Source organism: Pengzhenrongella sp. (assembly GCF_036565025.1).
Lineage (GTDB): Bacteria > Actinomycetota > Actinomycetes > Actinomycetales > Cellulomonadaceae > Pengzhenrongella.
In genome coordinates, this window is the sequence record NZ_DATCNW010000334.1 from 1 (window position 1) to 24,116 (window position 24,116).

At 71.9% G+C, this 24,116-nt stretch carries 21 protein-coding genes; 7 read left to right on the plus strand and 14 right to left on the minus strand.

The window, feature by feature from the left end; all coding sequences use genetic code 11:
• Together VIM26_RS19185 and VIM26_RS19190 are read right to left on the minus strand one after the other, a co-directional pair.
• Window positions 1-336 (minus strand): NUDIX domain-containing protein (locus VIM26_RS19185; protein WP_331954200.1); only part of this gene is annotated, 336 nt, incomplete at its 3' end.
• A 5-nt stretch (window positions 337-341) separates the two neighbouring features.
• Window positions 342-1,787: a GuaB1 family IMP dehydrogenase-related protein gene (locus VIM26_RS19190; protein ID WP_331954202.1), complete on the minus strand. Its 1,446-nt coding sequence runs from the start codon at window positions 1,785-1,787 to the stop codon at window positions 342-344.
• A 149-nt stretch (window positions 1,788-1,936) separates the two neighbouring features.
• Between VIM26_RS19190 and dxs the strand changes: the two genes are divergently transcribed.
• Window positions 1,937-3,829: a 1-deoxy-D-xylulose-5-phosphate synthase gene (gene dxs, locus VIM26_RS19195; protein WP_331954204.1), complete on the plus strand. Its 1,893-nt coding sequence runs from the start codon at window positions 1,937-1,939 to the stop codon at window positions 3,827-3,829.
• Here dxs and VIM26_RS19200 read toward each other — a convergent pair.
• Together VIM26_RS19200 and VIM26_RS19205 are read right to left on the minus strand one after the other, a co-directional pair.
• Window positions 3,826-4,224: a rhodanese-like domain-containing protein gene (locus VIM26_RS19200; RefSeq protein ID WP_331954206.1), complete on the minus strand. Its 399-nt coding sequence runs from the start codon at window positions 4,222-4,224 to the stop codon at window positions 3,826-3,828. The genes dxs and VIM26_RS19200 overlap by 4 nt on opposite strands.
• The gene (locus VIM26_RS19205; protein WP_331954208.1) at window positions 4,221-5,405 is read right to left on the minus strand and encodes a cysteine desulfurase family protein; all 1,185 of its coding nucleotides are present in this window, start codon (window positions 5,403-5,405) and stop codon (window positions 4,221-4,223) included. The genes VIM26_RS19200 and VIM26_RS19205 overlap by 4 nt, the downstream gene beginning before the upstream one ends.
• 246 nt (window positions 5,406-5,651) lie before the next feature.
• Between VIM26_RS19205 and pflB the strand changes: the two genes are divergently transcribed.
• Both pflB and pflA read left to right on the plus strand, forming a co-directional pair.
• Entirely contained in the window at window positions 5,652-7,922 is a 2,271-nt protein-coding gene (pflB, locus tag VIM26_RS19210; RefSeq protein WP_331954210.1) for a formate C-acetyltransferase, read from the plus strand.
• Between the two features lie 109 nt (window positions 7,923-8,031).
• Window positions 8,032-8,925: a pyruvate formate-lyase-activating protein gene (gene pflA / locus VIM26_RS19215; protein ID WP_331954212.1), complete on the plus strand. Its 894-nt coding sequence runs from the start codon at window positions 8,032-8,034 to the stop codon at window positions 8,923-8,925.
• Window positions 8,926-9,173: 248 nt separating this feature from the next.
• On the opposite strand, the gene VIM26_RS19220 is transcribed toward pflA, so the two are convergent.
• The 5 genes from VIM26_RS19220 to VIM26_RS19240 all read right to left on the minus strand — a co-directional run bounded on the left by VIM26_RS19220 (window position 9,174) and on the right by VIM26_RS19240 (window position 15,297).
• On the minus strand, window positions 9,174-11,348 hold the full coding sequence (locus VIM26_RS19220) for a 3-hydroxyacyl-CoA dehydrogenase NAD-binding domain-containing protein (RefSeq protein ID WP_331954214.1): 2,175 nt from the start codon (window positions 11,346-11,348) through the stop codon (window positions 9,174-9,176).
• Window positions 11,348-12,574 (minus strand): thiolase family protein, encoded by a 1,227-nt coding sequence (locus tag VIM26_RS19225; RefSeq protein WP_331954216.1) that lies wholly within the window; start codon window positions 12,572-12,574, stop codon window positions 11,348-11,350. The genes VIM26_RS19220 and VIM26_RS19225 overlap by 1 nt, the downstream gene beginning before the upstream one ends.
• 87 nt (window positions 12,575-12,661) lie before the next feature.
• Window positions 12,662-13,996, minus strand: coding sequence for a ribonuclease D (locus tag VIM26_RS19230; protein WP_331954218.1), 1,335 nt, complete (start codon window positions 13,994-13,996; stop codon window positions 12,662-12,664).
• 78 nt (window positions 13,997-14,074) lie between these two features.
• A complete protein-coding gene (locus VIM26_RS27165) occupies window positions 14,075-14,617 on the minus strand; it encodes a helix-turn-helix transcriptional regulator (protein WP_414696525.1) in 543 nt (180 codons plus the stop codon).
• 104 nt (window positions 14,618-14,721) lie between these two features.
• Window positions 14,722-15,297: a DUF3000 domain-containing protein gene (locus VIM26_RS19240; protein ID WP_331954220.1), complete on the minus strand. Its 576-nt coding sequence runs from the start codon at window positions 15,295-15,297 to the stop codon at window positions 14,722-14,724.
• A 117-nt stretch (window positions 15,298-15,414) separates the two neighbouring features.
• On the opposite strand from VIM26_RS19240, the gene gndA reads away from it, so the two are divergent.
• Window positions 15,415-16,857 (plus strand): NADP-dependent phosphogluconate dehydrogenase, encoded by a 1,443-nt coding sequence (gndA, locus tag VIM26_RS19245; protein ID WP_331954221.1) that lies wholly within the window; start codon window positions 15,415-15,417, stop codon window positions 16,855-16,857.
• On the plus strand, window positions 16,854-18,146 hold the full coding sequence (locus VIM26_RS19250) for a hypothetical protein (protein WP_331954223.1): 1,293 nt from the start codon (window positions 16,854-16,856) through the stop codon (window positions 18,144-18,146). The genes gndA and VIM26_RS19250 overlap by 4 nt, the downstream gene beginning before the upstream one ends.
• A 146-nt stretch (window positions 18,147-18,292) precedes the next feature.
• Here VIM26_RS19250 and VIM26_RS19255 read toward each other — a convergent pair whose 3' ends face one another.
• The 3 genes from VIM26_RS19255 to VIM26_RS19265 are packed head-to-tail and all read right to left on the minus strand — an operon-like array spanning window position 18,293 to window position 19,853.
• A complete protein-coding gene (locus VIM26_RS19255; protein ID WP_331954225.1) occupies window positions 18,293-18,811 on the minus strand; it encodes a hypothetical protein in 519 nt (172 codons plus the stop codon).
• A gap of 10 nt (window positions 18,812-18,821) precedes the next feature.
• Window positions 18,822-19,607, minus strand: a complete 786-nt coding sequence (locus VIM26_RS19260; protein ID WP_331954227.1) for a dihydrofolate reductase family protein — start codon at window positions 19,605-19,607, stop codon at window positions 18,822-18,824.
• Between the two features lie 30 nt (window positions 19,608-19,637).
• Window positions 19,638-19,853, minus strand: a complete 216-nt coding sequence (locus VIM26_RS19265; RefSeq protein WP_331954229.1) for a hypothetical protein — start codon at window positions 19,851-19,853, stop codon at window positions 19,638-19,640.
• 402 nt (window positions 19,854-20,255) lie between these two features.
• Here VIM26_RS19265 and VIM26_RS19270 point away from each other — a divergent pair, with 402 nt between their 5' ends.
• Together VIM26_RS19270 and VIM26_RS19275 are read left to right on the plus strand one after the other, a co-directional pair.
• On the plus strand, window positions 20,256-21,722 hold the full coding sequence (locus VIM26_RS19270) for an EAL domain-containing protein (protein ID WP_331954231.1): 1,467 nt from the start codon (window positions 20,256-20,258) through the stop codon (window positions 21,720-21,722).
• Between the two features lie 81 nt (window positions 21,723-21,803).
• Entirely contained in the window at window positions 21,804-22,685 is an 882-nt protein-coding gene (locus VIM26_RS19275) for an EAL domain-containing protein (RefSeq protein WP_331954233.1), read from the plus strand.
• A 28-nt stretch (window positions 22,686-22,713) separates the two neighbouring features.
• Here VIM26_RS19275 and VIM26_RS19280 read toward each other — a convergent pair whose 3' ends face one another.
• The gene (locus VIM26_RS19280) at window positions 22,714-23,217 is read right to left on the minus strand and encodes a hypothetical protein (protein ID WP_414696526.1); all 504 of its coding nucleotides are present in this window, start codon (window positions 23,215-23,217) and stop codon (window positions 22,714-22,716) included.
• A 334-nt stretch (window positions 23,218-23,551) separates the two neighbouring features.
• On the minus strand, window positions 23,552-23,881 hold the full coding sequence (locus VIM26_RS19285; protein ID WP_331954235.1) for a hypothetical protein: 330 nt from the start codon (window positions 23,879-23,881) through the stop codon (window positions 23,552-23,554).
• Between the last annotated feature and the right edge of the window lie 235 nt (window positions 23,882-24,116).

Consider the following 24,116-nt stretch of genomic DNA (forward strand, 5'->3'; position numbering starts at 1 on the left):
CTCGACCGCCTCGCGGACCGCGGCGGCCGCCGGTCCGGCGTCGTCCGGGTCGATCCGACCACCGGGGAACGCCACCTGCCCCGAATGGTGGGTCAGGGTGGTCGCACGTCCCAGCAGCAGCACATCGAGGTCCGCCGGGACGGCCGGGCCGCGGTGGTGCGCCGGCAGCGTGTCGAGGACCCCGAACAGCACGAGGACCGCGGCGGGACGGCCCGCCGCCGCGTCGAGGCGAGCGCGAGCGGTGTACCGGCCCCAGGAGACCCCGCGCTCGGCGAGGGCAGCCAGCTGGGCCCGCGCGGCGCCGGCGGATCCGTCCGTCGGCAGGCTCCCGGTCACCGTCCCTACCAGCCGTCGGGGAGCGGTCGGCCCTCGTCGTAGCCCGCCGCCGACTGGATGCCGACGACGGCGCGCGCGGTGAACTCCTCGAGTGTCGCGGCGCCCACGTAGGTGCACGCCGACCGCAGGCCGGACGTGATCCGGTCCAGCAGGTCCTCGACCCCGGGGCCGGCCGGGTCGAGGTACATCCGCGAGCTCGAGATGCCCTCCTCGTACAGGCCCTTGCGGGCTCGATCGAACGCCGAGCCACCGCGGCTGCGCGCGGCGACCGCCCGCGCCGACGCCATCCCGAAGCTCTCCTTGTACAGCCGCCCGTCGCCGTCCTCGTGCAGGTCACCCGGGCTCTCGTGGGTCCCCGCGAACCACGAGCCGACCATCACCTGGGACGCGCCGGCGGCGAGCGCGAGGGCGACGTCGCGCGGGTGGCGCACCCCGCCGTCGGCCCAGACGTGCTTGCCCAGCAGGCGGGCCTGCGCCGCGCACTCCAGCACGGCCGAGAACTGCGGGCGTCCGACGGCGGTCATCATCCGGGTCGTGCACATCGCCCCGGGACCGACGCCGACCTTGACGATGTCCGCGCCGGCCTCGATGAGGTCGCGCGTGCCCTGCGCCGTGACGACGTTGCCCGCGACGATGGGGATGCCCGGCGCGAGGGCCCGCACGGCGGCGAGCGAGTCGAGCATCTTGCGCTGGTGTCCGTGCGCGGTGTCCACGACGAGCACGTCGACGCCGGCGGCGATGAGTTCGCGGGCCCGCCCCGCCACGTCCCCGTTGATCCCGACGGCGGCCGCGACCCGCAGCCGGCCGTCGCCGTCGACGGCGGGGGTGTAGATCGACGAGCGCAGTGCGCCGATCTGGGTGAGCACGCCGACCAGCTTGCCGCCGGAGACCACCGGCGAGAACTTCCGGCGCGAGCTGTGCAGCGTCTCGAACGCAGCCTCGAGGCCCCCGCGCGCGAACACCTCCTCCTCGACGACCGTCGGGTGCGCGGTCATCACCTGAGAGATCTGGGTGAACTGGTCGACGCCCTGGCAGTCCGCCTCGCTGACCACCCCGACCGGACGCCCGTCCACGACCACCACGACCGCGCCGTGCGAGCGCTTGCCGATGAGGGTCAGCGCGGTGTGCACGGTGTCGCTAGGGGAGACCACCACGGCGCTCTCGATCACGGTGTGCCGCGCCTTCACGCTCGCGATGACGTCCGCGACGACGTCGGTCGGGACGTCCTGCGGGATGACGGCGATCGCGCCGCGGCGCGCCACCGTCTCGGCCATCCGTCGCCCGGAGACGGCCGTCATGTTGGCGACCACGACCGGGATCGTGGTGCCGGTACCGTCGGACGTGGCGAGGTCCACGTCGAAGCGCGAGGCGACCTCGCTGGCGGACGGCACCAGGAAGACGTCGCCGTAGGTGAGGTCGCACGAGGCCACATGTCCGGGGAGGAACTGCATGCCGGTCAGTTTACGGTCGGGCCCAGGGTCATATCCGTCGTCTGAGCAGTGCGATCCGCGCGGATTGCGCCGCACAAACTACAGTGGAGCCGCCGTTCTTTGGCGTCCACACCCCGCGACGACGCCGCCACTCGAGGGAGAAGTCACCGATGGGCCTGCTCGACCGTATCGAGTCGCCGGCTGACGTCAAGCGACTCACGCCCCGACAGGTCGAGGAGCTCGCCGCCGAGATCCGCGACTTCCTCGTGCAGTCCGTCTCGCGCACGGGCGGGCACCTCGGCCCGAACCTCGGCGTCGTGGAGCTCACCCTCGCGATGCACCGGGTCTTCGACTCGCCGCGCGACTCGATGGTGTTCGACACCGGCCACCAGGCGTACGTGCACAAGCTGCTCACCGGCCGCAAGGACTTCTCCGACCTGCGCAAGCGCGGGGGACTGTCGGGCTACCCGAGCCGGGCCGAGTCCGCGCACGACATCGTGGAGAACTCGCACGCGTCGACGGCGCTGAGCTGGGCGGACGGCATCGCCAAGGCCAACCAGGTCCGCGGCGAGAAGCACCGGCACGTGGTCGCCGTGATCGGCGACGGGGCCCTGACCGGAGGCATGGCCTGGGAGGCCCTGAACAACATCGCCGGGGGACAGGACCGCGGCCTGGTGATCGTGGTCAACGACAACGGCCGGTCGTATGCGCCCACCATCGGCGGCCTCGCGCACCACCTCGACACGCTGCGCACGACCCGCGGCTACGAGAACGTGCTGTCCTGGGGCAAGAACACGTTGCGCCGGTCGGGGGTTCCGGGCCGATTCGCGTACGACGCGTTGCACGGCCTGAAGAAGGGCATCAAGGACGTCGTCGCGCCGCAGGGCATGTTCGAGGACCTGGGCCTGAAGTACGTAGGACCGGTCGACGGGCACGACGCCGTCGCCGTCGAGCACGCCCTCGCGCGGGCCAAGGCCTTCGGCGGTCCCGTGATCGTGCACGTGATCACGGAGAAGGGTCGCGGGTACAGCCCCGCCGAGCAGGACGTGCTGGACCGGTTCCACGCCGTCGGGCAGATCCATCCCGAGACGGGGCTGCCGATCGCGCCGTCCCGGTTCGGCTGGACGAAGGTGTTCGCCGACGAGATGGTGCAGATCGGCCGGCGCCGGCCCGACGTCGTGGCGATCACGGCCGCGATGCTCGCGCCGGTGGGCCTCGCGCCGTTCGCGGCCGAGTTCCCGCGCCGCACGTTCGACGTCGGTATCGCCGAGCAGCACGCGGCGACGTCGGCCGCAGGGATGGCCTTCGCCGGGCTGCACCCGGTGGTCGCGGTCTACGCGACATTCCTCAACCGGGCATTCGACCAGCTGATCATGGACGTCGCGCTGCACCACGCGGGCGTCACGTTCGTGCTGGATCGGGCGGGGATCACCGGCAGCGACGGCGCGAGCCACAACGGGATGTGGGACATGGCGATGCTCTCCGTCGTGCCCGGCGTGCGCCTCGCGGCACCCCGGGACGAGCCGACCCTGCGGGCGGCGCTGCGCGCAGCGGTGGACATCGACGACGGGCCGAGCGTGGTGCGGTACGCCAAGGGCGCGCTGGTCGACCCGATCCCGGCCCTCGACACGATCGACGGCGTCGACGTGCTGGCCCGGCACACCGAAGGCTCCGGCCGGGAGGTCCTCGTCGTCGGCATCGGGGCGATGGTCCCGACGGCGCTCGCGGTGGCCGAGCTGCTCGTCGCGCATGGTCTGCGCGCCACGGTGGTGGACCCGCGCTGGGTCCTGCCGGTGCCCGCTGCGCTGGTCAAGCTCGCCGGTGAGCACGACCACGTGGTGACGATCGAGGACGGTCTGGTCACCGGGGGGATCGGTGCGATGCTCGCGCAGTGTGCCGGCGAGGCTCGGGTTCGCACCGCCATCCAGCCGATCGGGATCCCGCTCGGGTTCCTCGGGCACGCGAGCCGCGACCAGATCGTCGAGGACCTGCGGCTACGCCCCGAGGACATCACGCGCGACGTCCTGACCGCCCTGGACGCGTCCGAGGGCGCGTCGGACTAGGGCGACCGAGGACCCGGGTCCGGTTCGGCCGCGTAGCGGGCCCAGGCCTCGAACCCGCCGCTGAGGTCGGTCGCCCGACGAAGTCCGAGCCGGCGCAGCGTCGCCGCGGCCAGGCTCGAGCTGAAGCCCTGGTTGCAGACGACGATGACGCGGCGATCGGGATCGGTCATCTCGGGCGCATGGTCCGGACAGGTCGGGTCGAGCCGCCACTCGAGGACGTTCCGGTCGATGACGATCGCCCCGGGCAGGTCGCCGTCCCGTTGGCGCTGCTCGACCGGGCGGGTGTCCACGACGAGCGCGCCGGTGGCGATCTCGGCCGCCAGATCGGCCGGCTGCACCCGATCGAGACCCTGCCGAGCGGCTTCGAGGAGCGCATCGATGGCGGCTCCCGTCATGGCACCTCCTGAGGGACTGCCGTCACGGCATGGACCGCGCGGACCAGCGCCGCTGCTGCCTGCCCGACGTCGGCCCCGGTCGTCCAGCGCCCGAGGGTCAGCCGGAGCGCGGACAGCCCGCGTTCGGGCGGCAGGCCCATCGCCAGCAGGACGGGCGACGGCGAGTGCAACCCGGAGTGGCAGGCCGAGCCGGTGGACGCCGCGACCTGCGTGCAGGCCGCGAGGATCGCGTGACCGGCCGCGCCGTCGATGCTGATGTTGAGCGTCTGCGGCAGCCGACGGTCCCGATGCCCGTTGCGGTGGACGCGGCCTGGAAGGTGCATCATGAGCTCCCGTTCGAGGTCGTCCCGCAGCTCGGCGAGCCGGTCACTCGCTCCGGCGGCGAGGTCGTCCGCCGCGATCGCCGCGGCTGCACCGAGCGCGACGATGTACGGGACGTTCTCGGTCCCCGCCCGCAGACCTCGTTCCTGACCGCCCCCGCCGATGAGGGGTTCCAGCCGCGTGCCGGCGCGGACGTACAGGGCCGCGATCCCCTTGGGCGCGTACATCTTGTGCCCGACGAGGCTGAGCAGGTCCACCCCGAGGTCCTTCACGTCGAGCGGGATCTTCCCCGCGGTCTGCGCCGCATCCGTGTGGAAGAGCGCGCCGTGCTCGTGCGCGACGGCGGCCAGCTCGCGGATCGACTGGATGACGCCGGTCTCGTTGTTGGCGTGCATCACCGACACGAGGACCGTCGTCGGACGGATCGCGGAACGCAGCCCCTGCGGCTTGAGGAGACCGTCCCGGTCCACCGGGAGGATCGTCAGCTCAGCACCGTGGAACTGCTCTGCATACTCGAAGGCGGCCAGCACGGCTGGGTGTTCGGTCTGCTGGGTCATGATGTGCGGCCGTCGGACGCCCGCGCGGAGCGCTCCGGTGACCACCCCTCGGATCGCGGTCGCGTCGGCCTCGGAGCCGCTGCCCAGGAAGACGATCTCCGCGGGCGCAGCGCCGACGAGCCGGGCGACCTGGGACCTGGCGTGCCCGACGGCGAGCTGCGGCGCCGCCGCGTATGCATGCTCGCTCGAGGGGTTGCCGAATCCAGCCTGCAGGTAGGGGAGCATCGTTTCGAGCACGCGTGGGTCGACCGGGGTGGTCGCGTTGTGGTCGAGGTAGATGGGGTCATGCTCGAGCCGCCGCATGTTCTCGCACGATACTCCGCGGGTTGCGTGCGATCGCGGCCGCGCGCCGCCCGCCGCCCGCCGCGCAGGTCCGACCCGTACCATCGGTGCCTCTCCGTCTCGCTTGCGAGCGCCCCGGGAGTGACGAGCGTCGCAGTCGATTCATGGGTTCGCCCAGGACCAAAGAGGCCCTTGGTCCCATGTCATCCCATGACTCGCCTCATAGCGTCGAAGCATTAGGACTCAAACCCGAGGGAGCTATACCTGATGACCACTACCGCAGTCCCGAACCACGCCACCGCAGACGGCACCCCGGAGCCCTGGCACGGGTTCGTCGCCGGGCCGTGGAACGACGGCATCGACGTCCGGGACTTCATCCAGCGCAACTACACCCCGTATGTGGGTGACGCCAGCTTCCTCGCCGGCCCCACGGCGCGTTCGACCGCGATCTGGGCGAAGCTCAGCGCGATGTTCCCGGTCGAGCGCGAGAAGGGCGTCTACGACGTCGACGCGACGACGCCGTCGAGCATCACCGCGTTCGCGCCGGGCTACATCGACCAGGCCAATGAGCTGATCGTCGGGCTGCAGACGGATGCGCCGCTCAAGCGCGCGATCATGCCGTACGGCGGCTGGAAGATGGTCGAGAAGTCCCTCAAGACCTACGGCTACGACGTCGACCCCGAGCTTGCGAAGATCTTCACCGAGTACCGCAAGACGCACAACGCGGGCGTGTTCGACGTCTACCCGCCCAACGTCCGGGCGGCTCGCAGCTCGCACATCATCACCGGCCTGCCCGACGCCTACGGCCGCGGCCGGATCATCGGTGACTACCGCCGCGTCGCCCTCTACGGCGTCGACGCCCTGATCGCCGCGAAGAAGCTGGACCGCCACGAGCTCGACATGGAGCGTTCGAGCGAGGACATCATCCGGGACCGCGAGGAGAACTCGGAGCAGATCCGGGCCCTGGGCGACCTCAAGAAGATGGCGCTGTCGTACGGCTACGACATCTCCGGACCGGCCTCCACCGGCCGCGAGGCCATCCAGTGGCTGTACTTCGCCTACCTCGGTGCGGTGAAGGACCAGAACGGCGCTGCGATGTCGCTGGGTCGCACCTCGACCTTCCTCGACGTCTACCTCCAGCGCGACATCGAGGCCGGCGTGCTCACCGAGTCCGCCGCTCAGGAGCTGGTCGACGACCTGGTCATGAAGCTGCGGATCGTGCGCTTCCTGCGCACCACCGAGTACGACGAGATCTTCGCGGGCGACCCGGTCTGGGTCACCGAGGCGATCGGTGGGATCGGCGAGGACGGGCGCCCGCTCGTCACGAAGAACTCCTTCCGCTTCCTGAACACCCTCTACAACCTGGGCCCGGCTCCCGAGCCGAACCTCACGGTCCTGTGGAGCAGCCGCCTGCCCGACGGGTTCAAGCGCTTCTGCACCCAGGTGTCGATCGACACCTCGGCGATCCAGTACGAGTCCGACGGCCTCATCCGCCCGCTCATGGGGGATGACGCCTCGATCGCCTGCTGCGTCTCCGCGATGCGCACCGGCAAGCAGATGCAGTTCTTCGGCGCTCGGATCAACCTCGCCAAGTCGATGCTCTACGCGATCAACGGTGGGCGCGACGAGATCTCGGGCAAGCAGGTCGCCCCGGTGACCGTGCCCGTCACGGGCGACGTGCTCGACTACGACGACGTGATGGCCAAGTTCGACGTGCTGCTGGACTGGCTCGCCGAGACGTACATCGACGCGCTCAACTGCGTGCACTACATGCACGACAAGTACGCCTACGAGCGCCTCGAGATGGCCTTGCACGACAAGGAGATCCTGCGGACGATGGCGTGCGGCATCGCCGGCCTGAGCGTGGTGACCGACGCCCTGTCTGCCATCAAGTTCGCCACGGTCCGCCCGGTCCGTGACGAGACGGGTCTCGTCATCGACTACACGATCGAGGGCGACTTCCCGACGTACGGGAACGACGACGACCGTGCCGACTCGATCGCGATGGACATGGTCGCGACCTTCATGGCCAAGATCCGCCGGCAGAAGACGTACCGCGACGCGGTGCACACCCAGTCGGTGCTGACCATCACGTCGAACGTCGTCTACGGCAAGGTCACCGGCAACACGCCCGACGGCCGCCGCAAGGGCGAGCCGTTCGCACCCGGCGCCAACCCGATGAACGGGCGCGACACCCACGGCATGCTCGCCAGCGCGCTCAGCGTTGCCAAGCTGTCGTACGCCGAGTCGATGGACGGGATCTCGCTGACCTCGACCGTCATCCCCTCGGGCCTCGGCCGCAACAAGGAGGAGCAGATCTCGAACCTGATCGGCCTCCTCGACGGCTACAACGTCTCCAGCGGATTCCACCTCAACATCAACGTGCTCAACCGCGAGACGCTTGAGGACGCCATGGAGCACCCGGAGAACTACCCGCAGCTCACCATCCGGGTCTCCGGGTACGCGGTGAACTTCGTGCGGCTCACCCGCGACCAGCAGCTCGACGTGCTGTCGCGCACGTTCCACGGCGCGCTCTAAGCATTGGAGCACAGGTGCGGGCCCGACGTCGCGCGCACACGCGTCGTCGGGCCCGCGCTCTTTCCCCGCCAACCAGCCAGCGGCACGACCTCGGACGAAGGGAGCGACCATGATCGCCACAGCGCAGCAGCGAGGCGAGGACCAGATCGGCGCACCCGTCATCGACTTGGGCCTGCCGCTCGTCGGCGGCTCCCACCACCGCTCCTCGGCCGGCACCGCCGGGCTCGAGCTGAGCGAGGCTGACCGGTCCGAGAAGTTCAAGCAGATGCGGGCCGGCGAGCTCGGCTCGCTGCACTCCTGGGAGCTCGTGACGGCGGTCGACGGCCCCGGGGTCCGCCTGACGGCGTTCCTGGCGGGCTGCCCGCTGCAGTGCCTGTACTGCCACAACCCCGACACCTGGGAGATGCGCCGCGGTGAGGCCGTCACGGCCGACGAGCTGTTGACCCGGATCAAGCGCTACCGCAAGATCTTCGAGGTGAGCGGCGGGGGGATCACGATCTCCGGCGGCGAGCCCCTGATGCAGCCGGCGTTCGTCGCGCGGCTGTTGCACGGCGCGAAGGAGCTCGGGATCCACACCGCGATCGACACCTCGGGGTACCTCGGCGCGGCCTGCACCGACGCGATGCTCGATGACATCGATCTCGTGCTGCTTGACGTCAAGAGCGGCAACGAGGAGACCTACAAGCGCACCACCGGCCGCGAGCTGCAGCCCACGCTGGACTTCGGCCGCCGGCTGGCCGCGAAGGGCAAGGAGATCTGGGTGCGGTTCGTCCTGGTGCCCGGCCTGACCGACGCCGTCGAGAACGTCGAGGCCGTCGCCGAGTACGTCGCGACCCTGCCCACGGTGAGCCGCGTCGAGGTCCTCCCCTTCCACAACATGGGCCGCGACAAGTGGGAGACCCTCGGCATGAAGTACGAGCTGACGGACACCGAGCCCCCCACCCCGGACGTGGTCGCCCGCGTCCGCGACCAGTTCCGCGCCAAGGGCCTCACCACCTTCTGACTTGGACGTCGAGGTGCAGGCGGCGGAACAGGACCCGCTCCGCACAGACGGATCCCCCCGAAGCCGCCAGACCTCACGCGAGTGCGCAGAATCTGCTGCTTGATCGGCGATTTTGGCAGCAGATTCTGCGCACTCGCGCATCGAACTCGTCTCCCCGCCGCGATTCGCGCCCGGCTGTCAGAACGTGTCGGCCGAGGATGGCCGAGATCGCGCCCTCCGCAGGAGGCATCCGGGTTCTTTTGGGGTTCTCAGGGGGTCGGCCGGCGGGTGGGCACGTTCGCGACGCCGTCGGGGTGGAGGCGGCGGGACAGGATTCGCTCGCTGAGGCCGGTGCGGTCGAGGTAGGGGGTGATGCCGCCCAGGTGCAGGGGCCAGCCGGCACCGAGGATCATGCACAGGTCGAGCTGGTCCGGCGCGCCGACCACGGCCTCGTCGAGCATCAGGCCGATCTCCTCGGTGAGTCCGACCAGCACGGCGTTCAGCACGCCCGGCCCGTCGAGCGCGCTCGGGCCGCCGGGCTCCCCGAAGACGTCCTGGATTCCCGGGTCGACGGCGTGCTCGGCGCCATGACCGTCGGGGACGCCGACGACCCGGCGCCCCTCGCGCGCGAGCCGCTCGAGACCCGGCGACAGCGGGTACCGCTCGCCGAGACCCTCGTGCAGCTCGGCCAGCACGTGCAGAGCGACCGGCAGCCCGACGAGCTGGAGCAGCGCGAACGGGCCCATCGGGAGCCCGAGCGGGCGCAGCGCGGTGTCGGCCACCGCAACCGGAGTGCCGCCCTCGACCGCCGCGGCGACCTCCGCGAGCAGCCGGAGCAGCAGCCGGTTCACGACGAACCCCGGGCGGTCTCGGGTGCCGACGGCGGTCTTGTGCAGCTTCTTCGCGATCGCGAACGCGGTCGCGACCGCCTCCTCGGTCGAGTCGGGTGTCCGGACGACCTCGACCAGCGGCATCTGCGCGACCGGGTTGAAGAAGTGCAGCCCGACGACCCGTTCCGGGTGGCGCAGGTGCTGCGACATCTCGGTCACGGACAGCGCCGAGGTGTTGGTGCACAGGATCGCGTCCGGGGCGATCACGTCCTCGAGCTCGGCGAACACCCGCTGCTTGAGGGCGAGCACCTCGGTCACGGCCTCGATCACGAGGTCCGCGCCGGCCAGCGTCGCCAGCTCGGTGCGCACGGTGATCGACGCGCGGATCCGGTTGGCCTCGTCGGGGCTCACCCGCCCCTTCGCCGCGAGCGATCCGACCTGCGCGTCGATGCCCGCGAGCCCCGCGGCCACCCGTTCGTCGTCGAGGTCGCGCATCAGCACCGGGACGCGCAGCCGCCGCGCGATGAGCACCGCGAGCTGGCCGGCCATCAGGCCCGCGCCGACGATGCCGACGCTGCGCACCGGCCGGGCGAGGCCCTCCGGCGGGGCGCCCGCGGGCTTGCGGGCCCTGCGCGAGGTCAGGTCGAACGCGTACAGGCCCGCCCGCAGCTCGTCTGACATCATCAGCTCGGTGAGCGCGTCGTCCTCGGCCGCGAAGGCGGTCTCCCGGTCGGAGGTGCGGGCGGCAGCGACGAGGTCGAGCGCGCGGTACGGCGCCAGACGGGCGCCGTGCAGGCGCCGGTCGAGCTGTGCCCGCGCCCCGGCGATCACGGCGTCCCACTCCGCCGCCCCCTCGGGCTCGGCCCGGGTCACCCGGACCCGGCCCGCGAGCACGTCCGCGGTCCACGCGATGGACCGCTCGAGGAAGTCCGCGGGGTGCAGCAGCGCGTCGGCGATGCCGAGCTCGAGCGCACCGGCGGCGTCGGTCATCCGGTTGTTGGCGAGCGGTCGGGTCAGGATCAGCTCCAGCGCGCGGCGCACCCCGATCAGCTGCGGCAGCAGGTAGCAGCCGCCCCAGCCGGGCGCCAGGCCCAGGAAGGTCTCGGGCAGGCCGAGCGCGGTGACGTCGCCCGCCACCGTGCGGTACGTGCAGTTCAGCGCGAGCTCGAGCCCGCCGCCGAGCGCCATCCCGTTGATGTACGCGAAGGTCGGCACGGACATCTCGCCGAGCAGCCGGAACGCGGCGTGCCCAAGCTCGGCCAGCGCGCGCGCGTCCGCCGCGTCGGCGATCACCGCGGCGGCCCGCAGGTCGGCGCCCGCGGCGAGGAAGTACGGCTTGCCGGTCACCCCGACCGCGACGATCTCCCCATCCTCGGCCCGCTGCTGCTGGGCCAGCAGCACAGTCCGCAGCTCGGTGAGCCCACGCGGGCCGAGCGTCGTGGGTTTGGTGTGGTCCAGCCCGTTGTCCACGGTGACGAGCGCGAGGATGCCCGCCCCGCCCGGCAGCGTGACGTCGCGCACGGGGGAGTGGGTGACGCGCTCGACAGGCGCGGCGACCGGCTCGCCGTCGGCCGGCGTGGTAGTGGTCGTGGTCGTGGTCGTGGTCTCGAGCATCAGCGCACCCCGTCGTAGTCGTCGTGCTGCGGGTTCTCCCAGATCACGGTGCCGCCCTGGCCCAGGCCGACGCACATCGTGGTGAGGCCGTAGCGGACCTCCGGGTGCTCGGCGAACTGCCGCGCGAGCTGGGTCATCAGGCGCACCCCCGAGCTCGCGAGCGGGTGCCCGACGGCGATCGCCCCGCCGTACGGGTTCACCCGCGGGTCGTCGTCCTCGATCCCGAACGCGTCGAGGAACGCGAGCACCTGCACCGCGAACGCCTCGTTGATCTCCAGCAGCCCCAGGTCTGCCATGGTCAGCCCGGCGCGCTCGAGCGCCCGGTGGGTCGCGGGCACCGGCCCAAGGCCCATCACCTCGGGCGCGACGCCGGCGTACGCGAAGGACACCATCCGCATGCGCGCCCCGAGGCCGAGCTCGGCAGCGGTGTCCTCCGCGGCGAGCAGGCAGCTTGCCGCGCCGTCGGTCAACGGGGCCGAGGTGGCGGCCGTGACCCGCCCGCCCGGGCGGAACGGGGTCGCGAGGCCGCGGATCGACTCGAGCGTGGTGCCGGGGCGGGGCGGCTCGTCGGCGGTGGCCAGGCCCCAGCCGCGGTCGGGGTCGCGCAGCGCGACGGGCACGAGATCGGGCTCGATCTGGCCCGCCGCGAGAGCGGCGGCGTACTTCGCCTGGCTGGCCACGCCGTACGCGTCGGCGCGGTCGCGGGTGAGCGCACCGAAGCGGTCGTGCAGGTTCTCCGCCGTGCTGCCCATGTTGAGGGCGTCGGCGCTCACGAGGCGCTCGGCGGCGAAGCGCGGGTTCGGGTCGGCGTCGGCGCCGATCGGGTGGCGACCCATGTGCTCGACGCCGCCGGCCAGGGTGACGTCCTGCGCTCCGACGCCGATGCCCGCCGCCGTCGTGGTGACCGCGGTCATCGCGCCCGCGCACATCCGGTCGATCGCGTACCCGGGCACCGAGGCGGGCAGGCCCGCGAGCACCCCGACGGTCCGGCCCAGGGTCAGGCCCTGGTCACCGCTCTGCGAGGTGGCCGCGATCGCGACCTCGTCGATCCGTTCCGGCGGCAGCTCGGGGTGGCGCCGCAGCAGCTCGCGCAGCGTCTTGACGGCGAGGTCGTCGGCGCGCGTGTGGGCGTACAGGCCGTCGGGACGAGCCCGGCCGAACGGGGTGCGGACCCCCTCGACGAAGACGACGCGGCGGACGGCGGAACGCGCAGATGCGCTGGGCATCGGACCTCCTGGCAGGGACGGCGGTGTCCGTGGAGGGCCCGACGCTACCCGGCGTCGGCGCCCTTCGCCAGGCATTCACGGGCCAAGTTACTCTCGAGTAACAAACGCCTCCGCGAGCCGCGGGGCGACCAGCTCGATCTGCCACGCCCGCGCACCCCCGGCCGCGAGGACCTGCGAGATCGACTCGACGTCCAGGATCGCCGGCGGGGTCCAGCACAGGCGGCGCAGCAGGTCCGGCTGGAGCAGGTTCGCGACCGGGATCTGGTGCACCGCGGACAGCGAGCCCACCACCTCACGGGCCGCGGCGAGGCGCGCGGCGGCCGCGGGGTCGCGGTCCGGCCAGGCGCGCGGCGGTGGCGGGGCGTCTGTGCGGGGACCGCGCACGGACGGCAGGTCCGTGTCCGGTTCGGCGAGCCCGCGTTCGATCGCCGCCTGCCACAGCGTGGCCCGGCGCCGGGCGCCCTTGCCGGAGAACGCGGGCAGCGCGGTGAGCTGGTCGACCGAGCGGGGCAGCGCCTGGGCCGCCGCGACGATCGCATAGTCCGGCAGCACGCGGCCCGGCGCGATGTCGCGCTTGCGGGCGTTCTCGTCCCGGGTGTTCCACAGCTCGCGCACGACGGCGAGCCGTCGCGCGTCGCGCACGACGTGCAGCCCCGAGACCCGGCGCCACGGGTCGACGCGCGGTGGCGGCAGGGGAGCGGTGCGGACGGCCTCGAACTCCTGGGCGGCCCACTCGGCCTTGCCCGCGTCGGCGAGGCGGTCGGCCATCACGGCGCGCAGCTCGACGAGCACCTCGACGTCGAGCGCCGCGTAGCGCAGCCAGTCCTCGGGCAGCGGGCGCGTCGACCAGTCGACCGCCGAGTGCTCCTTGGCGAGCCCCAGGCCGAGCAGCTCGGCGACCACGGCTGCGAGCCCGACGCGTTCCAGGCCGACCAGCCGCGCGCCCACCTCGGTGTCGAAGACCCGGCTCGGGCGCAGGCCCTGCTCGGCGAGGCCCGGCAGGTCCTGGGAGGACGCGTGCAGGACCCACTCGACGCCGATGAGGGCGTCGGACAGGCTGGACAGGTCGGGCAGCGCGATGGGGTCGATCAGGGCTGTCCCGGCGCCTTCGCGGCGCAGCTGGACGAGGTAGGTGGCCTGGCCGTACCGGTAGCCGGACGCGCGCTCCGCGTCGACGGCGACCGGGCCGGTGCCGGCCGCGAAGGCCGCCACGACCTCGGCCAGGGCCTCGGGGGTCTCGATGACCGGCGGGATGCCGTCGGCGGGCTCGGTGAGGGGGACGACGACGGGGGCGACGGGGGCCTCGACGTCGTCGGCGATGGACGTGGCAGGGGCGTCGTCGGCGGTGGCGTCGGGCGCGGTGTTCACGCTGTCGGTCTCGTCGAGGGTCCCGACCGGGTCGGCGGACGGCTCGAGGTACATGCCGACAAGAATATGTCGTCGCACGTCCCGGGCGGGACAGCGCTCGCCACGAGGCGCACTCCGCGAGCCGACCGCGGGTCAGGGAAGCAGGCCGCCGCGGATGACGGTGGCCACCAGCTCGGCCCTGTCACCGGTGCCGAGCTTGCGCGAGATCCGAGCCAGGTGGCTCTTCACCGTGAGCGCGGACAGCCCGAGGTCGTCGCCGATCTGGCGGTTGCTGCGGCCGTCCGCGACGAGCTTGAGCACGCCGAGCTCGCGCGCGGTGAGCTGGGTGAACTGGGGGGCGGGCGCGAGGTTCAGGACCGGTGCGGGTTCGGGGGCCGGCATCGGGCGTGAGCCGCCGGCCATGATCTGCATGCGGCGCGGGTCGGCGACGACCGCTCCGCGCAGACCGCCACCGAGCAGCTGGACGAGCTCACGCCGGGCGGCACGCCGGGCGAGCAGCACCACGCGTGTCGTGCCGCGGCGGCCGAGGTTGCGCACGAGGGCTGTGCCCTCGCCCTCGCCGAGCTCGTTCACGACGATGCACATGTTGCCCGCGGGTGCGGTGCGGCGAACGGGGTTGATCGGCGCCGCGGTGCGTTGCAGGGTTGGAGCGGCGCGGAGGGATTCGATGGTCACTTCGGCTCTCCGAAACTCGAACGGGGGATGGCTACACCCGTCATATCGGCCCCGGACCTGACGAACTTGAGAATATTGGTGCCTTGACTCTGTATTCGAAGCCTTCAGCGCAGCGGGCTGATGGCACTCACGCCGGTCGGCAGCGGGGGCAGCCCGGCGGCCTGGCAGAGCAGCACGGCCCAGGCGCGCAGGTGCGGGCCCAGATCGCCGTCGGGCGCCGTCCAGGACGCGCGGATCTCCACCTCGACCTCCGGTGGCCGGTCCGCCAGGGCGCCGAAGCTCTGCGAGAGCACCCGCGTGACGGTGCCGCCCGTCGCATGCGGGACGACGCCGTTGTCGGTCAGGGCGTCGTTGAACCAGGTCCACGCGACGGCGGCGAGCATCTCGTCCGCGCCCAGCTCGGGCTCGAGCGTCGCGCGCACCAGGGTGACGAGCCGGAACACCCCGTCCCAGGCCTCCTGGCCCGCGGGGTCGTGCAGGACGACGAACCGGCCCGTCGCCAGCTCCTCGGCCGAGCGCGCAGCGCGGACCTCGGCGGTGAGAGCGACGCTGAACGGCGCGATCCGGCCCGGGCCGGGGATCTCCTCGAGGTGCACCTCCGAGCGCAGCCGGGTCGCGCGCAGCGTGCGCAGCGCCCGCAGGAACTCCGCGGGAGCCTCCCCCGAGCCGGTGGTGGTCACGCGTGCGAGCGTAGGCGCGCGCGAGTCGCAGCCGCAGCAATGCACCCGCGCCAGAGCCTGCGGCGTGTCGCGGATAGGCTGACCGGACGAAGATCCCGCGACGAAGGAGCCCCACGCATGTCCGCAACCGCGCAGATCGGTGTCACCGGCCTGGCCGTGATGGGCCGGAACCTGGCCCGAAACTTCGCCCGGCGCGGCTACACCGTGGCGGTGCACAACCGCTCGTATGCCAAGACCGCCTCGCTCGTGGCCGACCACGGCGACGACGGCACGTTCGTGCCCTCGGAGTCGATGGCGGACTTCGTCGCCTCGCTCGAGCGGCCGCGCAAGGTCGTCATCATGGTCAAGGCCGGCGGACCGACGGATGCCGTGATCGCCGAGCTGATCCCGCTGCTCGAGCACGGTGACATCGTCATCGACGCCGGCAACGCGCACTTCCCGGACACGATCCGCCGCGAGGCCGAGCTCAAGTCCCACGGCCTGCACTTCGTCGGCACGGGCGTCTCGGGCGGCGAGGAGGGCGCGCTGAACGGCCCGAGCATCATGCCGGGCGGTTCGGCCGAGTCGTACGAGGTCCTCGGCCCGATCCTGGAGAAGATCTCGGCCAAGGTCGACGGCGTCCCGTGCTGCACGTACGTGGGCCCGAACGGTGCCGGCCACTTCGTGAAGATGGTGCACAACGGTATCGAGTACGCCGACATGCAGCTCATCGCCGAGGCGTACGACCTGCTGCGCCAGGGGCTGGGTGCTTCCGCCGCCGAGATCAGCGAGATCTTCGCCGAGTGGAACAAGGGCGACCTCGAGTCGTTCCTGATCGAGATCTCCGCGGACGTCCTCGCGCACGTGGACTCCGGCACCGGCAAGGCGTTCGTCGACGTCGTGCTCGACCAGGCGGAGCAGAAGGGCACCGGACGCTGGACGGTGCAGAACGCGCTGGACCTCGGCGTGCCGATCACCGGCATCGCGGAGGCGACGTTCGCCCGTGCGCTCTCCGGCTCGGCCCCGCAGCGCTCGGCCGCGGTCGGCGTGCTGCCCGCGAACGCCGGCGAGTGGGCGATCACCGACGCGAACCGCGCGGCCTTCATCGAGGACGTCCGCCTCGCGCTGTACGCCTCGAAGGTCGTCGCGTACAGCCAGGGCTTCGACCAGATCGCCGCGGCGAGCGCCGAGTTCGGCTGGGACATCGACCGCGGCGCCATGGCGCGCATCTGGCGAGGTGGGTGCATCATCCGGGCCCGGTTCCTCAACCGGATCACCGAGGCGTACGAGCGCGACGCGAACCTGCCGCTGCTGCTCGCGGACCCGTACTTCACCGGTGCGGTCGGCGACGGGGTCGCCGCCTGGCGCCGCGTCGTCTCCCAGGCCGCGCTGAACGGGGTGCCGACCCCGGCGTTCTCCTCCTCGCTCGCCTACTACGACGGAGTGCGGGCCGAGCGCCTGCCGGCCGCCCTGATCCAGGCGCAGCGGGACTTCTTCGGTGCGCACACCTACCGCCGGGTGGACGGTGATGGCACGTTCCACACGGAGTGGACGGGCGACCGCACCGAGACCGCCCTGTGAGCGCGAGCGTGCCCGCGCTGGACGCCGCTGCGGGGCCCGACGCCGCCGCCCCGAGCGCGCCCCTGCTCCCGGTCATCCTGGGCGCCGACATCGGGGTGTACGCGCTCGCGCGTTCGTTCCACGAGGCGTACGGCGTGCGGTCGATCGTCGTCAGCGGTGCCGCACTGGGGCCGGTGGCGGGTTCGCGGATCATCGAGAACGTGCTGCTCGGACCGGACGCCTCGCCCGAGGTCATGGTCGACCGGCTGGTCGAGCTGGCGCAGGAGTACTCCTCGCACCGGCTCGTGCTGCTGGCCAACTCCGACTGGCTGGTGCGCGTGGTGGTCCGTCACCGCGAACGGCTCGAGCCGTACTACGTGGTCCCGTACCTCTCCGAGGAGCTGCTGGACCGGATCTCGGACAAGGCGACGTTCGCCGAGATCTGCGACGAGCTGGGCATCGACGTGCCGCGCACGATCGTGCAGGACTTCGCCGGAGCCGGTGAGCCCGGCTGGGCGCCGGTCGGCGTCGACGTCGCGTACCCGCTGATCGCGAAGGCGGCGAGCAGCGCCGACTACCAGGACGTGCACTTCGAGGGCAAGAAGAAGGTCTTCGAGATCGCGGACCAGGCCGAGCTCGACGCGCTGTGGGTCTCCCTCGCCGCCGCGGGTTTCCGGGGCAGGTTCGTGGTGCAGGAGCTCATCCCGGGCGACGACACGCACATGCGCTCGATCACGGCGTACGTGGACAGTCGCGGTGCGATCACGCTGCTCTGCTCGGCGCACGTGCTGCTCGAGGAGCACACGCCGTCGGGGCTCGGCAACCCGGCCGCGATGATCACGCAGCGGATCGATCCGATGCTCGAGCAGGCTCGGCACTTCCTGACCTCGACGGGGTACGTCGGGTTCGCCAACTTCGACGTCAAGGTGGACCCGCGCGACGGGGTCTACCGGTTCTTCGAGGTCAACCCGCGGATCGGTCGGAACAACTACTACGTGACCGCCGCGGGTGCGAACCCGATGCGGTTCCTGGTCGAGGACCGGGTCGATGGCATCGCCGTCGAGCCGGTCGTGGTGGAGCGCGAGGTCCTGTACTCGATCCTGCCGCACCGGCTGCTGCTGAAGTACGTGCTCGACCCGGCCCTGCGCGGGCGGGTACAGGGCCTGGTGCGGTCGGGCGCGGTCGTGCATCCGCTGCGGTACCGGGCGGACGGGTCGGCTCGGCGTCGGGCGTACGTGCTGGTGGCGCTGCTCAACCAGGTGCGCAAGTTCCGCACCTACTACCCGAAGGCGACGCAGACCGGCTTCTGACCGGCGAGCCTGACCGACACGCGCACCCCGCAACGTCCGAGCGTTGACGTCCTATAGGACGTCAACGCTCGGACGTTACGGGGTTTTGGGGTGGTGAGGCGTCAGCGGGTGGTGGCGCGGGGTTCAGCGGTCAAGGGTTGGGAGCCTCAGCCCAGCTCGCTGGTACCCGCGTACAGGTGCAGGACGGGCACGCGCAGCACCTCGCGGGCGCGCGACGCCCAGTCACGGTGGAACGTGTCCTCCACCGCGTGCGGGTAGGTGACCACGACGATCTCGTCGACCCCGCCCTCGGCGACGGCGGCCTTCAGGGCCGGCAGCGGGTCGTCCGCGACGATCTGGCCCGTCGCCGCGACCCCGGCTTCCGCGAATGCGGCAAGGCTCTTCGCGAGCTGCACGTCCGCCTCGGCGGTCGCCTCGCTCGGCCGTCGCGGCTCGCGGCGCAGCACGTCGTCGAGCGCCTCGCGGAGCTCGCCGAGGCCGAGGTGGTCGACGAACGAGAACAGCACGTTGCGCTCGGTGTCCGCGGGGACCAGGACGCGGAAGGTGACGGTCTCGTCCTTGTCGTCGTGCAGGCTGAGCAGGTGCGCGATGTCCGCGGCGCCGAGGGTGTCCTCGGTCAGGACGACGATCGTGCGTACGGACGGCTCGTTCGTGGGGTCGGTCACGACAATGAGCCTAAAGGAGCCAGCGACCGAGCAGCACCGCATCGGAGTGCAGCAGGTGCGCGGGCGTCGCGGTCAGCGCGGGGCTGAACCAGTCGGGGTTCGCGACGATGCGTGGTGCGGGTCCGCCCGCGAGCAGCGGGCTCCACGTGAGGCACAGCTCGTCGACCAGTCCGGCGTCGAGCAGCTCGCCCAGGATGTGCGGGCCGCCCTCCGCGAGCACCCGGACCAGGCCCCGGGCGGCGAGCGCCCGCAACGCGGCGGCCACGTCGACGTGGCCGTCGCCGGCGAGCAGGACCCGGTCAGCACCGATCCTCGCCCGGAGCGCGGCGAGGTCGGGTCGGTCCGACGTGGTGACCACCAGCGGGGGACGGGCCGAGTCGAGCAGGGCGTCCGGCAGGGGGCCCGAGCCGCTGATCACGGCGAGCTCGAGGTCGGGCCGCTGCGCGCGGGCCGCGCGTGCCGCGGCGAGCTCGGCGGGTACGTCGAGCGGGCCGTAGCCCTCGGCCCGAACGGTCCCGGCGCCGATCAGGACGACGTCGGCCGCCGCGCGGAGCACCCGGAAGACCCGCAGGTCGGCGTCGCCGTTCAGGGATCCCGAGCGCCGGTTCGCGCCGGTCGCCGCGCCGTCGAGGCTCGCGATCATGTTCGCGCGCACCCAGGTGTCGGCGCCCGCGCGGGGCAGCGGGTGGGCGTACAGGGCGGTCAGGGCGTGCTCGTCGTCCTGCGCCGGGATCCGCTCGGCCGCGCGGTCGAGCGGGAGCAGGATGTCCAGGCTGGGGCGTTCCGACGTCGGCATGCGGGTGACGCTATCGGCCGGGCTGGGTAGTCACCAACCCTCGGCGCCCCGATGCGCGTCCAGGGACGACTGCACCTGGTCCCACGTGACGAACTCACAGGATCCCGGGTGCCCGTGCCGCAGGGTGCACATCCGTCCGGTGGGCAGGTGCACCTGCGCGCAGGCGCCGAGCCGGAGGTTGTCCTCGTCGACCGAGGCGTTGTGCGCTTCCCGATACTCAACCAGCGCGCGGATGCTGGCGGGCAAGTCGTGCGTGCTTTCCGGGCCCACGGGGACACCCCCTTGCATGCGTGTGCGCGGCGGTTCTCACGGTGGGAATCGTCACCTTCAACGCTAGATACGAGGTGAAAACGAAGTCAAGAGTGTACCCGGACCTGCTGCTCCGTTCGGTGCACCGGCTTCGAGGGCCGCCCAGCGGCGGGTGCCGGCGAAACTGCGGCACCCGTTCGGGTGCGGCGGGTTGACACACTTCCCTCACCGTCGCTATTTTGCCACCTTGCATTCGTACCGTAAGGTGGTGTGCGTCCAGCCTGTCGGTCCCCATCGACGAGCGGGCGACGTCCAGGGATCCGGTGCGGTCGGCTGACACTCCCTCACGACCGTACGGTGCGCGCGTCACTCGCAGGCGCGAGGAGGACGAGAGATCTGATGTCGAGTCGTCACAGTCGCCTCGGACTGCGGGCCCGGAGCATTCCGACTCAGGGGTCGCGCGGGCGGGTGGGTGCGGCCCGGCCCGGCCCCGCCGAGCAGGTGGGCGCGCTCGACGGTCTGACCAGGTTGGGGACTCGGGCCTCGTTCGACGAGTCGTTGCTGCTCGAGACGATGCGCGCGCAACGCTTCGGTGAGCCGTTTACGCTGGCGTTGCTGGAGGTCGACGACTTCGACGCGTTCGCGCGGCGCGTCGGGAGCCGGCGGGGCGACGCCGTCCTGGTCGACGTCGCGGCTGCCCTGCGCGCCGGGCGGGCCGTTGACCGGGCGTTCCGGGTGGGCGGTGACGAGTTCGCCATGATCATGCCGCGGACCAGGGTCGACGACGCGACCCCGGCCGTCGAACGGTTCCGCGAGACGGTCCGGCGCGGCCTGGGCGAGATCACCATCAGCATGGGGCTCGCTGAGTTCGACCCCGCAGACACCTCCACGGACGCCGGCGCGTTGCGGGACCGGGCGGACCTGGCGTTGTACGAGGCGAAGAGCCGCGGCCCGGGCGAGGTCGTGTCGTTCGACCAGTACGCCGGGTCGGCGCCCGCGAACCGCTCGGCAGCGATGATCGCGGCCGTGCGCGACCTGCTCGCCAGCAGGCGGATGGGTGCCGCGTTCCAACCGATCTGGAACCTCAGCACCCGCCGGGTCTTCGGTTACGCGGCGCTCGCGCGGCCCGCGGACGAGTTCGGGCTGGACGGACCGCGTGCGGCGTTCGCGGGCGCGGCGCGCCTGGGCCGGGTCACCGAGCTCGATGCCTTGTGCCGCGAGTCGGTTCTGGCCCGGGTCGGCGACCTGCCGCCCGGCGTGCTGCTGTTCTGGAACATCGCCCACGAGGTCCTCGCCCAGGACGACGGCGCCAGCCGGCGGATCCAGCAGGAGGTCGAGGCTGCCGGGCTGCTGAGCGAACAGGTCGTCATCGTGCTCACCGCGCACGCGGGGGAACTGCTGGACCTCGACCGGGTCGATGAGCTGCGCGAGCTCGGGTTCGAGATCGCGCTGGACGACGTCGGTTCGGGTGACAGCGGACTGGGGATCCTCGGCGCGGTGCAGCCGGGCTACGTCAAGGTCGACCGTGACGTGCTCACGAGTGCGCGCGACGACGGTTCGGGCCGCGCGGTGCTGGCGGCGATCGTCGCCTATGCGGCCGAGAGCGGCGCCGTCGTGATCGCCGAGGGCATCGACACCGAGGAGATTCTCCAGCTCGTCGGAGCAGCCGGGACCGCCAACAAGTGGGCGCAGTTCGTCGGGGGCCAGGGCTACCTGCTCGGCCGACCCGAAGCCCAGATCCCCGCAGCGGACACCGCTCGGAACGCCTGGCCGATCCCGCAGCTGGTCATGTGGCGACCGGAATTGGTACCGGCTGCGCTGGAGTCTGCGTGCTGGTGCAACTTCGACGGCGGATTGTCGCCCTGACGTGCGAAGGGGAGAAGGGAAGTCGCGATGGTGAGTCGTAGCTGGGACCTTGCGTCGTCGGCGAGTTCGAATCGGCGGCCGATGATCGTCGACGTACGCCACGGCTCGCGGGTCCCGGCTCCCCACGAGAGCGTCGAGCACGTGATCGACGAGCGAACGCGCACGGAGGCCGCCACGATCGCTGCGGTGCGCCGGTTGCTCGCGGACCGCCACATGGCGGCCGCGTTCCAGCCGATCTGGAACCTCGAGACGCGTCGGGTCATCGGCTACGAAGGTCTGGCCCGACCCGGCGAGGAGTACGGGTTCACCACCCCGTACGAGGCCTTCGCCGGTGCCGCTCGCCTCGGGCGCATCGAGGAGCTCGACGCGCTGTGCCGCCAGGCGGTGCTTGCCCAGCTCGACGGGTTCCCCGGCGACGTCCTGCTGTTCCTCAACCTCGCCCCCGAGGTGTTCGATCACGACGACCAGATGGGTCGCCGGCTGCAGCGAGAGGTCGCGGCCGCCGGAATGCGCCCCGAGCAGGTCGTGCTCGACCTCACGGAGATCGCGGGCGAACGTCTGGACCTTGCCCAGGTCAGAGGTCTTGGCGACCTCGGGTTCCACCTCGCGCTCGATGACGTCGGGTCCGGCGACAGCGGGCCCGGGCTCCTCGGCGCGGTCCGACCCGAGTACGTCAAGGTCGACCGCGAGGTGCTGTTCAGTGCGCGCGACGGTGGCCCGGGGAGCGCGGTGCTGACCGCCGTCGTCACCTATGCGGCGCGTAGCGGCGCGATCGTGATCGCCGAGGGCATCGAGACCGAGGAAATCCTGCACCGGCTGCTGAGCGAGACCCGGCGGCTCGGCCAGGGTGCGCACCTGGTCGGTGGACAGGGCTACCTGCTCGGGCGCCCCAGCAACGATCCCGGTTGGCGTGCCGCGGAGGCCGCGCGCTGGCCGCTCTCGGGGAGCTTGGTGGATATCTGACCAGATCGTTGCCGAAGCGAGGGACGTGTCAGCTCGAGGACAGCGGCCTGCTGTACTCGTGGTTGGCCAACAGGTTCTCGTCGATGGTGCGGGCTGCCGCGGACAGCGCCTTGTGCGGGTCGGTTCCCCGCAGCGCCAGCAGGACGGCGGTCGAGAAGGCCGCGGTCACGGTCGGGTAGGCGGGCGTCACCGGGCGGGCGACGGTGACGCAGTCCTTGGTCACGGGGCCGGTGCCGCAGGCGCGCGAGAGCTGGTCACCGAACAGGTGCAACGGCTTCCCGGGGCCGACCAGGGCCGAGCGGGCGAGGGCGTTGCGGGTGCCCGGCACGGCGCCGTTGGCGTTCGCCATCGCCGTCGCACCCGCGTCGTTGGTGAGCCACTCGAGCAGGGAGGTCGCGGCGGCCTTCCGGGTCGAGTGGGCGCCGACGGCCCAGGCCCAGGATCCTTGTCCGGACTTGGTCCCGAGGCCCATGTTCGGCAGGGGCACGAGCACCAGGTCGGAGCCGAGCGCGGCGGAGTATTTGGGGTACATCGCTGAGCCCGAGGTCGATCACCTTGTGGTCGGCGTCGTGGGCGGCGAGCGCAGCGAGGGCGCCGGACATCTCGGTCGCCGTCCAGGCGTCGTCGGGCCCCCTCGGGATGCGCACCCCGGCGCGGACCAGCTGGCTGCGGTCGGCCCACATCGCGAGGCCGGAGTCGAAGGCGCCGACCGCCCACAGATGGTCGCGCCAGGTGCCCTGCGCGACAAGGGACGGCAGCATCCGGGTCCGGTCCTCGGGGCTGAGCAGGTGGTCGAGCGGGGCGAGCGCACCCTGGTAAGCCATCGAGGCCACGTTGGGCCCGTCGAGGTCGAACACGTCGGGTAGCTACCCAGAGGCGATACCCGTCTGGAGCTTGTCGTTGTAGTCGTCCTGGTGCGCGGCGACGGTGAGGCGCACCGTGATGTGCGGGTGGGCGGTTCGGAAACCGGCGACCAGCGTGCGCAGGGCTGCCTCCTCCGTGGGCTGGCCCCCATGCGCCCACATCGTCAGCCGCGTCGTCTCGGGCGCTGCTTCGCGGGGGGTGTCACAGCCGGCGAGCACCGCAACGGTGAGCAGGAGAAGACTGAGCGCGAGCGAGCGGAGCCGGGCGGTGGGGTGCCGCAGTCTCCGGTGGAGTGGTGGGCGATGGGCCGCGATGTGGGAGGACCCCAACATCACTCAAGAATATCCCCCAGCATCACAAGAGGGGCGTCAAGGTGGGATCGTAGGCTGTGGAGGAGTACCTGCTGGGGACGTGGCTTCATTGCTAAGACGGCGCCTGCTGGGGGGAATGTGCGGGGACGGGCTGCGGTGCTGGGAACGATCGCGTTGGTCGTCGTCTTCGGCGGCCTCATGGCACTCGTCATTGCCACGGTCGCCGCGTTGTCGTCCGGGTTCAGGGACATCCAGG

What these genes read in the sequence shown, in the direction of transcription:
- VIM26_RS19190 (WP_331954202.1), bottom strand. Translation starts at nt 1,787, where the DNA reads ATGCAGTTCCTCCCCGGACATGTGGCCTCGTGCGACCTCACCTACGGC.
- dxs (WP_331954204.1), top strand. Translation starts at nt 1,937, where the DNA reads ATGGGCCTGCTCGACCGTATCGAGTCGCCGGCTGACGTCAAGCGACTC.
- VIM26_RS19200 (WP_331954206.1), bottom strand. Translation starts at nt 4,224, where the DNA reads ATGACGGGAGCCGCCATCGATGCGCTCCTCGAAGCCGCTCGGCAGGGT.
- VIM26_RS19205 (WP_331954208.1), bottom strand. Translation starts at nt 5,405, where the DNA reads ATGCGGCGGCTCGAGCATGACCCCATCTACCTCGACCACAACGCGACC.
- pflB (WP_331954210.1), top strand. Translation starts at nt 5,652, where the DNA reads ATGACCACTACCGCAGTCCCGAACCACGCCACCGCAGACGGCACCCCG.
- pflA (WP_331954212.1), top strand. Translation starts at nt 8,032, where the DNA reads ATGATCGCCACAGCGCAGCAGCGAGGCGAGGACCAGATCGGCGCACCC.
- VIM26_RS19220 (WP_331954214.1), bottom strand. Translation starts at nt 11,348, where the DNA reads ATGCTCGAGACCACGACCACGACCACGACCACTACCACGCCGGCCGAC.
- VIM26_RS19225 (WP_331954216.1), bottom strand. Translation starts at nt 12,574, where the DNA reads ATGCCCAGCGCATCTGCGCGTTCCGCCGTCCGCCGCGTCGTCTTCGTC.
- VIM26_RS19230 (WP_331954218.1), bottom strand. Translation starts at nt 13,996, where the DNA reads ATGTACCTCGAGCCGTCCGCCGACCCGGTCGGGACCCTCGACGAGACC.
- gndA (WP_331954221.1), top strand. Translation starts at nt 15,415, where the DNA reads ATGTCCGCAACCGCGCAGATCGGTGTCACCGGCCTGGCCGTGATGGGC.
- VIM26_RS19260 (WP_331954227.1), bottom strand. Translation starts at nt 19,607, where the DNA reads ATGCCGACGTCGGAACGCCCCAGCCTGGACATCCTGCTCCCGCTCGAC.
- VIM26_RS19270 (WP_331954231.1), top strand. Translation starts at nt 20,256, where the DNA reads ATGTCGAGTCGTCACAGTCGCCTCGGACTGCGGGCCCGGAGCATTCCG.
- VIM26_RS19275 (WP_331954233.1), top strand. Translation starts at nt 21,804, where the DNA reads ATGATCGTCGACGTACGCCACGGCTCGCGGGTCCCGGCTCCCCACGAG.
- VIM26_RS19280 (WP_414696526.1), bottom strand. Translation starts at nt 23,217, where the DNA reads ATGTACCCCAAATACTCCGCCGCGCTCGGCTCCGACCTGGTGCTCGTG.
- VIM26_RS19285 (WP_331954235.1), bottom strand. Translation starts at nt 23,881, where the DNA reads ATGTTGGGGTCCTCCCACATCGCGGCCCATCGCCCACCACTCCACCGG.